The 14,972-nt window shown below is 41.8% G+C and carries 12 protein-coding genes; 9 read left to right on the top strand and 3 right to left on the bottom strand.

Features of this window, described 5'->3' with window-relative positions:
- Positions 1 to 21: 21 nt before the first annotated feature.
- The 5 genes from A8F94_RS09075 to A8F94_RS09055 all read left to right on the top strand — a co-directional run bounded on the left by A8F94_RS09075 (position 22) and on the right by A8F94_RS09055 (position 5,392).
- Complete coding sequence (locus A8F94_RS09075; RefSeq protein WP_066198692.1) at positions 22 to 723, top strand: peptidase E; 702 nt, start codon at positions 22 to 24, stop codon at positions 721 to 723.
- A gap of 46 nt (positions 724 to 769) precedes the next feature.
- Positions 770 to 1,468, top strand: a complete 699-nt coding sequence (locus tag A8F94_RS09070; RefSeq protein WP_066198689.1) for a response regulator transcription factor — start codon at positions 770 to 772, stop codon at positions 1,466 to 1,468.
- Between the two features lie 2 nt (positions 1,469 to 1,470).
- The gene (locus A8F94_RS09065) at positions 1,471 to 2,505 is read left to right on the top strand and encodes a sensor histidine kinase (protein WP_254660822.1); all 1,035 of its coding nucleotides are present in this window, start codon (positions 1,471 to 1,473) and stop codon (positions 2,503 to 2,505) included.
- 186 nt (positions 2,506 to 2,691) lie between these two features.
- Positions 2,692 to 3,456 (top strand): ABC transporter ATP-binding protein, encoded by a 765-nt coding sequence (locus A8F94_RS09060; protein ID WP_066198683.1) that lies wholly within the window; start codon positions 2,692 to 2,694, stop codon positions 3,454 to 3,456.
- Complete coding sequence (locus A8F94_RS09055) at positions 3,446 to 5,392, top strand: FtsX-like permease family protein (RefSeq protein WP_066198680.1); 1,947 nt, start codon at positions 3,446 to 3,448, stop codon at positions 5,390 to 5,392. The genes A8F94_RS09060 and A8F94_RS09055 overlap by 11 nt, the downstream gene beginning before the upstream one ends.
- Before the next feature lie 144 nt (positions 5,393 to 5,536).
- Here A8F94_RS09055 and A8F94_RS09050 read toward each other — a convergent pair whose 3' ends face one another.
- The 3 genes from A8F94_RS09050 to A8F94_RS09040 all read right to left on the bottom strand — a co-directional run bounded on the left by A8F94_RS09050 (position 5,537) and on the right by A8F94_RS09040 (position 9,399).
- The gene (locus A8F94_RS09050) at positions 5,537 to 6,565 is read right to left on the bottom strand and encodes a PTS transporter subunit IIC (protein WP_066198678.1); all 1,029 of its coding nucleotides are present in this window, start codon (positions 6,563 to 6,565) and stop codon (positions 5,537 to 5,539) included.
- Between the two features lie 520 nt (positions 6,566 to 7,085).
- On the bottom strand, positions 7,086 to 8,132 hold the full coding sequence (locus A8F94_RS09045; RefSeq protein ID WP_254660821.1) for an alpha/beta hydrolase: 1,047 nt from the start codon (positions 8,130 to 8,132) through the stop codon (positions 7,086 to 7,088).
- A gap of 403 nt (positions 8,133 to 8,535) precedes the next feature.
- Positions 8,536 to 9,399: a LysR family transcriptional regulator gene (locus A8F94_RS09040; protein ID WP_066198675.1), complete on the bottom strand. Its 864-nt coding sequence runs from the start codon at positions 9,397 to 9,399 to the stop codon at positions 8,536 to 8,538.
- 145 nt (positions 9,400 to 9,544) lie between these two features.
- Between A8F94_RS09040 and A8F94_RS09035 the strand changes: the two genes are divergently transcribed.
- The 4 genes from A8F94_RS09035 to A8F94_RS26525 all read left to right on the top strand — a co-directional run bounded on the left by A8F94_RS09035 (position 9,545) and on the right by A8F94_RS26525 (position 14,842).
- Positions 9,545 to 10,495 carry a DMT family transporter gene (locus A8F94_RS09035; RefSeq protein ID WP_066198673.1) on the top strand — a complete coding sequence of 317 codons (951 nt, stop codon included), beginning with the start codon at positions 9,545 to 9,547 and terminating at the stop codon, positions 10,493 to 10,495.
- A gap of 628 nt (positions 10,496 to 11,123) precedes the next feature.
- Positions 11,124 to 12,332 carry a quaternary amine ABC transporter ATP-binding protein gene (locus A8F94_RS09030; protein ID WP_066198670.1) on the top strand — a complete coding sequence of 403 codons (1,209 nt, stop codon included), beginning with the start codon at positions 11,124 to 11,126 and terminating at the stop codon, positions 12,330 to 12,332.
- 1 nt (position 12,333) lies between these two features.
- Positions 12,334 to 14,061, top strand: a complete 1,728-nt coding sequence (locus A8F94_RS09025; protein ID WP_066198667.1) for a glycine betaine ABC transporter substrate-binding protein — start codon at positions 12,334 to 12,336, stop codon at positions 14,059 to 14,061.
- A 685-nt stretch (positions 14,062 to 14,746) separates the two neighbouring features.
- On the top strand, positions 14,747 to 14,842 hold the full coding sequence (locus tag A8F94_RS26525; protein ID WP_441294182.1) for a hypothetical protein: 96 nt from the start codon (positions 14,747 to 14,749) through the stop codon (positions 14,840 to 14,842).
- Positions 14,843 to 14,972 lie beyond the last annotated feature (130 nt).

Here is a 14,972-nt window from a genome sequence, read left to right as displayed (position 1 = left end):
ATTCATGATAGGGATGAGAATATGAAGCAAATTATCGCTCTTGGCGGTGGTGGCTTTTCTATGGAGCCAGAGAATCCATTACTAGACCAATATATTTTAAAGCAATCGGATAAAAATAAGCCGAAAATTTGTTTTGTGCCTACAGCCAGCGGTGATGCAGATGGTTATATTTCAAGGTTTTATCGTTATTTTGGAAATCTCGAATGTGAAACGTCTCATTTATCGTTATTCGAACCACCGACAAGAGATTTAGAGGGATTCGTATTGGAAAAAGACATTATTTTTGTAGGTGGCGGAAATACGAAGAACTTACTGGTTTTATGGAAAGAATGGGGTCTCGATCATATTTTGAGGAAGGCCTGGGAACAAGGGATCATCCTATCCGGAGTCAGTGCAGGGTCTATTTGCTGGTTTGAGGAAGGTGTCACGGATTCTTACGGAGACGGACTTGGACCGTTAACTGCTTTAGGATTTTTACCGGGAAGCAATTGTCCGCATTATGATGGGGAATCAAAAAGAAGGCCAGCTTATCAGTCGTTTATATCAGGACATCTATTAAAGCCCGGTATTGCGGCGGATGATGGAGTGGCCATTCATTACATTGGCCAGGAAATCCATAAAATTGTGAGCTCAAGGCCTAACGCTAAGGCATATAAAGTTTATATGGACAAAAACAAAATCAAAGAAGTTGAACTAGAAACCGAATATCTCGGTATTTTATGAACCTGTAATTTAGCTAGCGGATTTCAATGTAAAAGGGAGAACAGTCGTGTACAAAATCTTGCTTATTGAGGATGACCCTCAGCTGTGCGAATTGATGAAGGAAAATCTGGAACGGTATGGCTATGAAGTGCATCTTCCGGAACACTTTTCAAAAATAGAGGAAACGTTTGCCGAGGTGAATCCCGACCTGGTCCTGCTTGATATTAACCTCCCTTACTACGATGGGTATTATTTATGCAGGAGCTTTCGCAAGAAGTCCAATGTCCCGATTCTGGTGGTTTCGGCGAGGAGCCACGAGATGGACCAGGTTATGGCCATCGAGCTCGGGGCAGACGATTATATTACGAAGCCTTTTACGTTTGAAATTCTGCAATCCAAAGTAAAGGCCTCGATCCGAAGGGTATACGGAGAATACGCAGCAAAGGACACGACTACCTTAGGTGTCGGGTCGCTTTGTATTGATGACAAGGCACTTACCTTAACGTATGGCGGTAATCAGGTCGAGCTTTCAAAAAATGAATACAAATTACTGAAAAAATTGATGGAGCATTACGATGAGTTCGTGTCCAGAGAAGAGCTGATTGAAGAAGTGTGGGATTCAGTCACCTTTGTGGATGACAACACACTCACTGTAAATATGACAAGAATCAGGCATTTGCTGTCAGATCTGGGGGCCAGTCACGTGGTAAAAAGTAAAAGAGGAGTCGGGTACAAACTTTCCGATTCTGTTTCCATGAGGGATTAATGATGCAAAAAGCAATCTTTATACATTTCCTAAAAGATAAACTCCCAACCATCACACTTTATCTGGCTGGCACCGCCGCCATCATTATTTTTTTCCATCTCATTGAACCCTCCAACACCGAGATTTTTTATCCGATTACGATTGCCGTTTTTTTATTGGCCGTATGCCTCGCCATCGACTGGATGCGCTACTACCCCACCAACCGGGCCATCGCTCTTATGCTGATGAATCAGGATACGGAGCTGCAGCCTCATACGGAAGAACAGAAGGCCTTTCTAAAATTAGTACATAAAATGACGGGGCAATACACCCGGGAAAACAATGAATTGAAGGAACAAAATAAAGAGCGGCTCTTTTTTCTGTCCCACTGGCTGCACCATTTGAAAACGCCTGTTTCCGTAATTGCGCTTCTCATGAACAAAGAAAATCAAGCTGAGGACGACCCAGAAATTTTAAGTAAAATCAGGCAGGAGAATAATCGGCTTCACACATCCATCCAGCAAGGTCTTACCATGATCAGGATGGAGAGCTTTGAAAACGATCTTGAAGTGAGGTCGGTCGATTTGCTGCCTTCCTTGAGAAAATTGATAAACGATAGAAAAAAAGTATGCATCTATCAATCTATTTTCCCATCCATCGAATTCGATGGCGAGAGCGCGATCATTGCAGCGGACATAAAGTGGAACGAGATTTTACTCGAACAGCTCCTTTCAAACGCAATCAAGTATTCGGCCCCAAAACCCGGGAGCAAAAAGCTCATACTGCAAATTGAAAAAAACAATAAGCATGTCAGCTTAACCGTAAAGGATGAAGGGATTGGTATTCCAGCTTATGACCTTGAGCGTGTTTTCCAGCCTTTTTTTACAGGAGATAACGGAAGGACCATCTCGAACTCCACTGGAATCGGTTTGTACCTAAGCAAGAAAATTGCCGAAAAACTTGGGGCCGCCATCACCATTGAGTCTGAACCATCTAAAGGGACCGCGGTCACAATCCGGTATTTGGCCGGAACTGATAGAACGGCTTCCAAATCGTAAAACTGGCAGGCCCCGATTGAACCCGCTGTTAATCTGTCATCTGCAGAAATCAGTACTTTCAATTAGCGGTTTTCCTAGTTTCACTGGATACCTTACAAAAATGTAAGGTATCTCTTAGTGTTTCCGATGGTTGCGTTTTTACGGTTGCCTTAAACTGATGGTAGCCGAACGACAGGGGGAGAATGTATGGTTATTTTAGATGTGAAAGATATTGTGAAAATATATGGCGGATCAAGTGGGGATGGCGCGACTACTGCATTGGGCGGGGTGAGTTTGTCTGTTAAAGAAGGAGAGTTCATCGCTGTTATGGGTCCATCAGGAAGCGGAAAAACCACTCTGCTGAACGTGCTGAGCGGAATCGACCAGTCAACTTCTGGGGAGGTCTCCATCTCGGGCCAGGAAATAAGCGAGATGAAAGGAGACGATCTTGCTCTATTTCGCAGGAGAAAGCTCGGGTATGTGTTTCAGGACTTCAATCTGTTGGATAGCTTAACAGTTAAGGAAAATATCCTTCTCCCGATGGTGCTGGAGAAAAAGACAGCATCCGAAATGGAAGAGAAGCTCGGCGAACTGGCGAAGCTTTTTGAAATCGAATCGATTCTGTCAAAGTATCCTTATACCATTTCTGGCGGCCAGCAGCAAAGAACCGCGGTAAGCCGGGCGCTTGTGAATGAACCGGCGATTCTCTTTGCCGACGAGCCGACCGGGAATTTGGATTCCAAATCATCCGCAGTCATCATGGAGTGTTTTGAAAAAATTGTAACCGAACTTTCCACCACGGTACTGCTCGTGACCCATGATGTGTTTGCCGCCAGCTACTGCCAGAAGGTTGTTTTTATCAAGGACGGACTCATTTACTCGACGATTGCAAAAAAAGGGAGCAGGAAGGAGTTCCTGAACCAAATCATGGATAACCTGGCTGTCCTGGGGGGCAAAACCCATGACATTTAACCAAGTCATTTTGAAGATGGCCAAGGCCAATTATAAAAAGTACATTTTCTATTATTTGTGTAACAGCTTTGCCGTTATGTTTTTCTTTATGTACTCAACCGTTTATTTCAACGACCAGGTTGAGAAGGCAAGAAAGCTCGACGGAATCCAGGATGCCCTGTCAATTCCGGGGGTTGCCCTGATCGTTTTTACGATCTTTTTCATTGCAATGGCACACACTATATTTATGAAAAGAAGAAGAAGTGAATTTGGGCTTTTCATGACTCTGGGCATGGCCAAACGCGATATTATGAGATTGCTCGTTTTGGAGAATGGGGTTATTGCAACTTCTTCCATCGCAACCGGTATGCTGGCCGGGACTGTATTCTCGAGACTGTTTTTTATGATATTAATGAACCGTGTCGGGCTTCAGGATGTTTCGTTCCATCTAAGCGGAAGAATGTTCCTGTACACGCTTGGCGTATTTTTGGCAGTTTTTCTGCTCGCGGTAGGAAATTCGCTTTTTCTCACGCTAAAAAGAAGTTTGCTGCTAAGCATGAAGAGCAACAGGGTTTCTGAATCGATAAAACTGAGAAGCCCCATCATCGGCCTATTTGGGTTTGTGACGATGGTCGGCTCCTTGCTAACCATGTATGTTAAATATCAAAATTCGTTAGACGGGTTTTTGCCGTTATGGACAATCGGTGTTTTTGGGGGTCTGTATATTACGCTTAACCAGTTTACTAGTTTCATTATTGCAGCTGCTAAAAAAATCCCGGGCTTTTATTTTCCCAGAATGCTGTTTTTTACAAGCCTTGATTACAAGTTTAAACAGCTTACTTCGATTATTACGCTCGTTTCCATCATGACAATGATAACGATTTTTTACAGCACTTTACTTCTTACGTTCTATAATTCCTCCGAAAAGGATGCGGTTAGCAACAATCCTTATGATGTCGCTTTTTATCAGACGGAAACGAAAAATAACTTGCCTGAAGAAGAGCTGGATGCAGTGCTTAACCAGCCGGAGCATCCCATTAAAGTACATATCGCCATTCCAATTCTTTCGCACTTTCAGAAACATCCATATGCCGAGGGATTTGAACCATTTCTTTTCATGGGACTTGATGACTTCAACACGTTAACCTCTCGTTCTGCAACACTGAAGGATAAGGAATATCTCGTCTATTTAAATATGGAACCCCAATACGGGGACGTCGATGTTAATCAATCACTTCAGCTGACCATTGATAACAAAGAGGCAGAGTATGACTATAAAGGGAAAGTTGTTCAAAAAACGATTAACACATTGCCAATTGCGTATGAATTTATCGTTGTAAGCCAAAATGAATTTGACTTCCTGGCTGATTCGTTGAATGCATTTAAATATAATCTCAACCTAATCAATATGGCTGACTGGAAGGCAACAGCTGCTGCAATAGAAAAGCTCGAAAACAAGTTTGCTGACTACAACCTGCGCACAGCCCCAATTGAGGATCTGCGCACAGAGTTTATAACTGAAGAGCAACTGTTCCAGGTTGCCTCCAAGGCAGGGGATTATAACAAGAAGAGGAACTCCAACGGCATGATATTTTTCGTGACTACCTTTTTAAGCATCATGTTCTTCTTTGGTACATTCATCCTTCTGTATCTCAATCTTTTCTCGGAGATTGAGGAGGAAAAAGCTAAATACAGAAAGCTATATAAAATAGGAATGGCATTAAAGGAAGTCAGGAGGAATATCTCAAGGGAACTCATCACAATCTTCTTTGTTCCATCTCTGATTGGAACTGTATTGGCGGCTCTGTACGTGATTATCTTGTCTGAAGATGTTGGCGGAATCATGAATAACCTGGATATGCTGTATCATTTCTTTTTGATTTCATTCATTTATCTAGCCATCCAAATTATCTACTACTTCTATTTACGGAATAAAATGATGAAGTATTTAATTTGAAATTTTTGAAGGAGATTCCTGTGTGGATTTTATTCGTTTGGTAGATAGAAAAAAGACTAAACCAGAGAGTTGGTTTAGTCTTTTTGATGCAGTAGGCACAAGTTTATTCTGTCCTCTGAAAGACAATGGCTGCCCCGCTAATTTTTATTGAAGTTCCATTTTCAAATCGGCAGCTTTTGTCCAACCTTTTAGGCTGAGAAGTTTATAGATGGACAGTGAAATAATGATTGGCAGGATGATTCCAACCGCAATATAAATTGCAAGGACAATTGGGCCTTGTTCGGCCAAGATGTTAATCGGCGCAATCAAGGAGTTCAACCCGAGACCAGCAAGTTGATAAGGCACTTTAAAATCAAAAATCACAGTTGCAATCGGGGCACAAATGACAGCCGCGATAAACGGCGGAATTGCCAATCGAGGATTTTTCACCAGGTTAGGGAATTGAACCTTTGGTGTAATCAATGATTGTGCAATATTGGCGCCAACATCGTTTTGTTTATACGACATAGCTGTAAATGCAGCAAACTGTACGGTACATCCAATCAATGCTGCAGCACTTGAAACTGGATCAAGCTGCAGCGCGACCGCGATTGCCGCCGAGGATGCTGGTGACATAAGGAAAATGCTCCATACAAGTGATATTACCATAGGTCCAATAATAGGTGAACCTTCCACTGATGCTGCGATCTGTGCACTTAGCCAGTTAATGAAAGGAGTCGTAATCATTGCCAGGAATACCCCGGAGACCCCGCCAACAAAAACAGCCGAAAATGGGATCGCCATCATGTCGAGCTTTGTTTTTCCCATCACTCTTTTTCCTACCCAAGTAGCGATGATCGCGGCCAATACAGCACTGAGCGGCTGCCCGGTTACAAGGGTTACCGCACCGCCTTCAGTCAGTTGGACGGCTTGGGCACCTATCGTACTTGAAGCCATCGCACTGAAAATCACCAATGTATTGCCGCCGAGCTGGTAGGCGATTCCCGCGCCAAGTGCCGGAGCAAGCATTAGCTGTGTTGCTTTTCCAATTTGATTAAAGCCTTCCCAGCCAGTAAAAGTCCCTAAAGATTCTATAAGCAGGCCGATACCGAGTGTAACTAGGACCGCATTGGCCAGACCTTGTGAAGCTTTATACATTCGGTCAATCAGGTATTCCTTTGTCTGTGGTTTCATAAGTTGAACTTCCTCCTAAAGCTATGTAATCTAAATTTTCTAAAAACTTTTTACAAAACCTACGTCTTTAGAACTAGATATTTATATCTAGTAATAAATTTTTAGATAATTGTTATTATAGTATAATTATTTTTTAGAGGTGTCAACACTTTTTTATTTATTCAGAAAATTTAAGCGCTTTCATTTTTGGGGTTTTTTATCTTCCACTAACTGTAAAAGAGTATAATGGTGACTTTGCCCGGGGTGAAGTCATCATTATACTGTTATAGGAAAAGGTAGGGTCGGATTTTCCAGGTTAGGATAGGCGAGGGGTGTCAATTTAGTAATGGTTTTTTGGCTTAGGCCTTAATCAACAAAGTGGAGTGATATAGTTGCTATGTGTTGCTAGGATTAACATGCCACAAATTAAATCTGATGGCTGATAAGAATTTAAACAATTATAAAGCCCAATTGCCAACGGACAACTAGGCTAAATGAATAGATTTAGTAAAACCTATCAATTTTTGCTTCAGCAAACCATTTAAGAAAATACAGCTTGATATTTTAACTGATCAATTAGATAGCCTTCAATGAGTTTGGAGTCATCCGGGTGGAAAAAATGTGAGCTTTTTGGAAGTAAGTATAGATTTTTCGGATATGCAGAGTCTACTTTCTCATAAAAGTCGAGGACAATCAGTTTGCTGACATGAACATCCTTGTCTCCATGCAAAAACGTGACAGGCAGGTTTAGTTTTTTTATGGATTCTTTAAAATTAAAAGTGGATAGGTCGCGAACCAAAACCATCTTCTTGTTGTACACAAGCTGAAAGCCTTTTACAAATGTGTTATAAACATCTTTTAGTGTATAATCCTTCGATTGGAATAATTCCTTTGTTGATTTCAGCATTCCAGGGTGTTTGATTTGGTCATCGGAGTAAATCATACTGTTGAATCGGACGAGCCATTTCCGTAAAACGCCCCACTGCTCATAGCTGTCTAAAAATGGCGGCTCTCCGACAGACTCCAATTCCTTCAGTGCTTTTTTGTTTCCTCTTTTTCGGGCCTGCTCTTTTGCCCACTGCAAGGCAAATCGGTCGGTTTCTGTCCAACTGATGATTTGGGATACCCCAACATAGGAGTGGAATTTTTCAGGCTGTTCACTCGCCAGGTGCAGCCCGATTACACTGCCCCAGGAATGGCCTGCGAGAAAGATTTTCTCTTTGTTGAAACGGTTCCTCAGCAAATCGGTCAGTTCATTTGCATCAGAAACGAATTGCCGGATGGTAAAGGAGTCCTCGGACAATTTTGGATTGTACGATTTCCCAGTGCCCCTTTGATCCCAGAAAACTAAAACAAAATGCTTCACCAATTCCTTTGTATTCGTTGCAATCGTATAATCCTTGCCTCTGCAGGCAATCCCCGGAATCGGCGTGGAAGGCCCTCCATGAAGGAACAATAGAACAGGATTATCAGGGTTCTCAGCCTGAATCAGGATTGATTGCGTCACGCCGCCAAGCATAACTTCCTCGACTGAATCAATTCCCTTCTCTCCTATAACAAAATCCGGTTTCGCCGCCAATAACTTCAACTCACCACACCCCTTATAACGGAAGAATACTTTCCATAAATATTATATTATGGAAAAATTAACCCTTTTGTATGGATTATATAAGAATGCCTGCCATCATTCAATCGTTTGTTAGAGTTTAATAGGGTTCTGCTCGCGATCGGAAAGGTGTATGCGAGGGGAACAAATCTGATTTGCCGAGATGGAATGGGGCATTCGGATATAATACTGCTGTATTGGGATTATGTCTTACGCGACAAGGGAAACCTCTCCCGAACATTTTACTGAGGCTGGCAAAGAAATACAGGTGCAGAAAAACGATTGGTTTTCACCACCTGTCCGGCTTTAGGGACTTTTTTCAAGGGGTTTAAGGACAAAACACCGTGACCGAAATGTGAAAATGTCCTTAAGCAATAGACTCTAATTAAAACGTTCTGTTTTTATCCATTTCGATTGTTTCGATAAATTTTTCAATTGTCGAAGTTAAGAATGTATCTGCTCTTCTAATAAAAACGGTTTTAATCTTACTGTACTGATCCGGAAGTGTATGACACTGTATATGTCCGCTTTGTTCCATATGGGCGACTGCTGACTTTGGAAGGAATGAAATGCCAAGTCCCATGGCAACACTACGCAAAATAGTTTCTAAAGTACCGAATTCCATCACTTTTTGCGGTGTGGTGTTTTGGTCTTTATACCAAGCCTCAAGCCTTGCCCGGTAGCCACAGCCTTCGCTAAAGCATAAGAACGGTTCCTCTTTCAACTCCTCCAGGGTGAATTTGCTCATATCTGAAATTAAAACGAGCTCTTCTTGAAACACTTCATAAGATACGAGATCGGGATGAAAGGCTGATTCTGTAACGAACGCTCCGTCCAGCTTATGATTCAACACGTTTTCTTCTAATGCTTCTGTAACACCTGTAACTAACGACAAATCGACATTTTTATATTTTTTAATATAGTTAGTTAATATAGTTGGTAACTGAATGACCGTTTCAACTGTTCCAATTTCTAATTTTCCAGACGGTTCTTTTTTACTTTGCACCGCTTTTTTCATTTCATCTGTTAACAATAATATTTCTTTGCTATACGTTAATAGTTTTTTTCCTTCAGGGGTCAAACTCATGCCTCGGCGATGCCGGTTAAACAATTGAGTATTGAGTTCAGTTTCGAGCTTTTGAATTCTTGATGTAATGTTGGATTGAACGTATTTCAACTCTTTTGCCACTTCTGTAATGGTTCCTTTTTCGGCCACCATATTAAAGATTTCCAAGTCCTTTAACTCCACTTCTCTCCATCCCTTACTCTTTTCTAATTCTCCTCTTATGGTATCAAAAAAAGTGATAATAATCATTGCTATTATTCATTTTACGAGATATTCAAATCCATATACAATGATGATTACGATTGTTTTATGAAAGAGGGAAGAGAAATTGAGAAATTCGGTGTTTTTAGGGGCTATTTTATGTTTTATTGCGGCAGTTTCATGGGGGGCAATGTTTCCTGTAGCCCATGCGGCTTTCAAACATATTGATCCATTCTATTTTACAATCATTCGTTATGGATCTGTCTCGATTATTTTAGTAGCGCTCCTATTATGGAAAGAAGGAAGGCAAGCTTTTCGATTTGAGGGAAAAGGCCTTTACTTATGGTTTTTCGGAACAATGGCGTTTACCGTCTATAATCTTTTCATCTTCTGGGGAGAAGATTTATTGGGTCAATCAGGAGTGATGGTGGCATCGATTATGGAGTCGCTCATGCCGATGATTTCCATCGTGATTGTTTGGATGATTTTTAAAGACCGACCTCAACTATTTACATTACTATGTGTAATCGTCTCATTTATTGGTGCCATGTTGGTAATCACAAAAGGGGATATTAAATCATTTCTAGGTGGAACAGATCAATTTATCCCGTCAATGCTCATCTTGATTGCAGTTGTTGGATGGGTCATTTATACGATGGGCGGCAAGGAGTTCGGTGGCTGGTCAGCATTGCGGTATTCAACATTAACCTGTTTACTTGGAACAATCACAGCCGTAGGTTTTACACTCGTCGCAACGCTGGTTGGTTATGTCTCGGTTCCAACAGCAGATAGCATCACAGCAGTAGGTCCACATTTAGTGTTTATGATTATATTCCCGGGTCTCATTGCGCTGCTTGGCTGGAATATCGGTGTGAGTTTCTTATCACCATTGAACGCACTGTTGTTCATTAACTTTGTTCCCGTTACAACCCTGTCCATTTCGATTTTCCAAGGGAACGATGTTACAACATTCGATATACTCGGCACTGTTCTAATCATCGTTTCACTTTTATCAAATAATATTTTTGTTAGAATCAATTCAGCAAGTTCGAACAAGTTGAGTGAACGTATATCATAAAGGCTTTTTTATAAAGCTCCTGTTATTACTGAATGTTGAATTCACTATGTTTGAAAATAAGCGGATAAATTCCGCTTAAAGCGGGAAATGATGTTATTTCCTATAAAATAAAGGGAGTTTTTTTCCGCTTATACCATCCAAACTATTGTATTTTTTTAAAATAAGAGATGATAGACGGAATATTTACGCTTATATTTACTTTTTAGGCATGCTCCAATACATTAAACGGAAATTCTCCGCTTATTAATTTTTTAAGTTACATGCTAATCAATAATAACAAAGCCTTTTATAAAAGAGTCCTGCCACGAATAGCCTCAGCCTTAAAAAGTCGATTCCTTTTAAAGAGAAATCGACTTTTTTTATTCCGTATAAATAGGCAGTAAGTCCCAAAAGTACCCTGCATAATAGTCCACTCTGCAAACGAGAACCGTCCCCTTATCCTTGAAATGAGGATTCATCTCGTGTATAGTAGGAAAGGTGTTTTTCAGAGTACCAACTTATTAGGATTATATAAGTTGTCACCGACTAGTTTCTCCCCTTTTTGGCGTTTTTCTAAACTTTCCGGGCAAATTTTATTAAAAATGGAAAAACTGATAGATATGGGCAATTTAAAGAATGAGGTGATTTGATGAATCCCAAAGTAGAAGTCAGGAATGTTTCCAAGATTTTTGGAAAGTCTCCTAAAGCTGCAATTGATTTATTGAAGCAGGGTAAATCGAAGAATGAAATTTTGAAACAGACAGGGCAGACGGTCGGCGTCAATAATGTCAGTTTTGAAATATACCCGGGTGAAATTTTTGTCATCATGGGTTTGTCCGGCAGCGGAAAGTCCACGCTCATCCGGATGTTCAACAGGTTAATTGATCCGACACTCGGTGAAATATTGATTGACAATGAGGACATCGTCAAGATGAACAGTGCCCGGTTGAGGGAAGTGAGGCAAAAAAAAATCAGTATGGTTTTTCAAAATTTCGCCCTCTTCCCGCATAAAACGATTCTGGAGAATGCCGAATACGGACTGGAAATCAAGAATGTACCTGTAAACGAACGGCGTGAAAAAGCAATGCAGGCGTTAGCCAGTGTTGGGTTGAAAGGCTATGAGAACCAGCTGCCATCACAGTTGAGCGGTGGGATGCAGCAGAGGGTCGGTCTTGCACGGGCGCTCGCGAGTGATACTGATATTATTTTAATGGATGAAGCCTTCAGTGCGCTTGACCCGTTAATCCGTAAAGACATGCAGGATGAATTAATTGAAATTCAAGAACAATACCAGAAAACAATTATTTTTATTACCCATGACCTGGATGAGGCATTACGGATTGGTGACAGGATTGCGTTGATGAAGGACGGCAGCGTCATTCAGCTGGGCACACCGGAACAAATCATGATGGAGCCTGCCAATGCATTTGTGGAAAAATTCGTTGAAGATGTCGACATTTCTAAAGTGTTAACAGCTTCTCATGTCATGAAACGAGCAGAACGAATTAATGCAGACAGAGGCCCGAGGGTTGCTCTTGAAATCATGCGGAAGCAAGGCTATTCGAGCATTTTTGTCGTCGATCGCCGGCAGAAGCTGCTTGGAGCACTGACCGCTGAACAAGCCCGCCAGGCAATTGACCAAAACCAGTCGATTCCCGACGCCATGACAACCGACATCCCGACGGTTACTGAGGATACAATATTGGCGGATCTTATGGATACGATGGCAACGTCAAGCCTGCCAATATCTGTTATAGATGAAGAGAAAAGATTGAAAGGGATTATTATCCGCGGAGCGGTTATTGGCGCTCTAGCAGGAAATAAAGATTCTTTGAACGAAATGAAGGGGGAAAACTAACATGAATTTGCCTAAAATCCCTCTTGGAAGTTGGATTGATTCATTAGTCGATTGGATTACCGTGGCGTTCGCAGGCTTGTTTTCATTTATTACAACAACGATTGATGGGTTATTGGAGCTTATCGTTGATGTATTAAGTGCAGGCCCGCCGATAGTGGTAATTACGGTCATTGCCCTTTTAGTTGCCTATACTAGCAGGTGGCCATTAGGAATTTTTTCATTGCTTAGCTTACTGTTGATTGACAATTTAGGGTATTGGGACTCAGCCATTCAAACATTGGCGATTGTACTAGTGTCAGGATTTTTGACAATTCTAATCGGTATTCCAATTGGAATTTGGTGTGCTCAAAGTAAAACAGTGCAAAGGATTGTCACACCAGTTTTAGACTTTATGCAAACAATGCCTGCATTTGTTTATTTGATTCCTTCGATTTTATTTTTCGGAATCGGAACCGTTCCGGGCATTATTGCTTCATTTATTTTCGCAATTGCTCCAACCATCCGTATGACAAACCTTGGAATTCGAGAAGTGCCTAAAGATTTGATTGAGGCAACGGATGCTTTTGGCTCGACGAGCAGCCAGAAATTGCTGAAAGTCCAGCTTCCGCTAGCGATGCCAACCATTTTAGCCGGGATTAACCAAAGCATCATGCTTGCTCTATCCATGGTTGTAACAGCTTCGTTAGTTGGGGCGCCTGGCCTTGGGGCAGATGTTTACCGGGCTGTCAGCCAAATTAATGTCGGCCAGGGATTCGAGGCTGGATTATCGATTGTCTTTATCGCAATTATTCTCGACCGGTTAACGCAAAACTTGCGCAAGCCGGCATACCGACATGTTGTGAAAGCTAGGTATGTCTTTGCTGCGTTGGCGGTGCTTGTTGCAGGGACTCTCCTAGTTCAAGCATTTGCCAACAAAAATGCAGTTCAGGTGGATCCCGCTTCGATTGGCGGCCAAACCAATTATGAAATTATCGGGATTGAACCTGGGGCTGGAATCATGTCTCAGACCAGCACTGCGATATCTGAATATGGCCTTGAAAATTGGAAGCTTGTTGAAGGTTCTTCAGCAGCCATGTATGCAGAATTAGACAAAGCTTACAAAAATAAGAAACCAATCATTGTCACTGGCTGGGCACCACACTGGAAGTTTTCCAAATACGATTTAAAATTTCTTGAAGACCCGAACGGTATATTCGGAGGGGTAGAAGGAATTCATACAATCGTTCGAAAAGGACTTGAGCAGGATGCTCCGGGAGCCTATAATATCCTTGATCAATTTTCCTGGGAGACGGGGGATATGGAAGCCGTAATGGTTTATATCCAAGAGGGGATGACTCCAGCTGAAGCTGCTGAAAAATGGATAGCTGAAAATCCGGAACTAGTAGCCAAGTGGACAGACGGTGCTCAGACAGGTAATGGCGAAGAAATCAACCTGGTCTACGTGGCCTGGGATACAGAAATCGCCAGTACAAATGTCATCGGCAAGGTCCTTGAACAAAATGGCTACAATGTCTCCCTTAGCCAGGTTGAAGTTGGACCAATGTTTGCCGGGGTTGCCAACGGCAGTTCTGATGCAATGGTTGCAGCATGGCTGCCAAGCACCCATGTCGAATACTATAACACCTACAAGGACGATTTCGTTGACCTGGGACTAAACCTTAAAGGAACCCAAAACGGATTAGTCGTACCTGAGTACGTCGACATTGATTCCATTGAAGACTTGAAATAGCCCGACAGAAAAGTATATATAAAGAGGAGAAACCCGCTTAGTGGATACTAAGCGGGTTTTTACTGTTCTGAAACAGCTTTTTGATAGCACTACAAGGGGATAGAAGGGCGTTCGATTGGAAAGAACCGTTCCCAATTTGCCACCTTAGTCTTCCCTTCCTTCATCGGGTCAATGAAGACGGGAACAGCCAGAAAAAAGCGGTATTCCCCTTCTTCATTGGGTATGAAGACGGGAACAGCCAGAAAAAAGCGGTATTCCCCTTCTTCATTGGGTATGAAGACGGGAACAGCCAGTTGGTGAAGCTGTGTTCTGCGGTTTTCGTGAGGCAGTGTTTTTTCGATAAATAGGGTCCGGTTCAATAAGGTATATAAGCGTAAACGTTATTTACTATTTCGACACAAATAAGACTCAAAAAAAGGTGGAAAGAATATCCGATTTTAAATAAACTAATGGCAACATTCCCTTTTTTAGCAATACAATGAAAATTGAGAAAAAAGCACTTTGAGAGGTGCGTGCAACCTTTACTTAAGAAACTCGAAGGAGGCCTGGTTGTTTCTTGTGAGGCTGTAGAAAATGAGCCATAGCACGGATCTACCATTATGAGTAAGATGGTGATTGCTATCCGTGAGGCGGAGCAGTTGGGATAAGAGCAAATAGGCCGTCGGGTATTAAAGCGTTAAAACAGGTGATAGATTTGCCGGTTATCGGTCTTTATAAAAATAACTACCAGGATAGCGAAATTTACATAACTCCATCCCAAGAAATTTCCAAGTTGAAATGAAAGGGTTTACGTGGTTAGACCGAATGTATCGTACCGCCGGAGGGGATTTAAGGAGGTGGGCCCATTTATTTAATCTACATAATTATAGAATGAAGCAGATTGTTCATTATTTAGCTGATTGGAGCCGAAT

It is taken from the genome of Bacillus sp. FJAT-27225 (assembly GCF_001685025.1).
Lineage (GTDB): Bacteria > Bacillota > Bacilli > Bacillales > Cytobacillaceae > Bacillus_D.
The sequence above is the reverse complement of the archived record's forward strand: the minus strand, read 5'-3'. Positions and strand labels throughout refer to the sequence as shown.

Coding starts and splice junctions, on each gene's coding strand:
- A8F94_RS09075 (WP_066198692.1), top strand. CDS start 22: ATGAAGCAAATTATCGCTCTTGGCGGTGGTGGCTTTTCTATGGAGCCA.
- A8F94_RS09065 (WP_254660822.1), top strand. CDS start 1,471: ATGCAAAAAGCAATCTTTATACATTTCCTAAAAGATAAACTCCCAACC.
- A8F94_RS09060 (WP_066198683.1), top strand. CDS start 2,692: ATGGTTATTTTAGATGTGAAAGATATTGTGAAAATATATGGCGGATCA.
- A8F94_RS09055 (WP_066198680.1), top strand. CDS start 3,446: ATGACATTTAACCAAGTCATTTTGAAGATGGCCAAGGCCAATTATAAA.
- A8F94_RS09050 (WP_066198678.1), bottom strand. CDS start 6,565: ATGAAACCACAGACAAAGGAATACCTGATTGACCGAATGTATAAAGCT.
- A8F94_RS09030 (WP_066198670.1), top strand. CDS start 11,124: ATGAATCCCAAAGTAGAAGTCAGGAATGTTTCCAAGATTTTTGGAAAG.
- A8F94_RS09025 (WP_066198667.1), top strand. CDS start 12,334: ATGAATTTGCCTAAAATCCCTCTTGGAAGTTGGATTGATTCATTAGTC.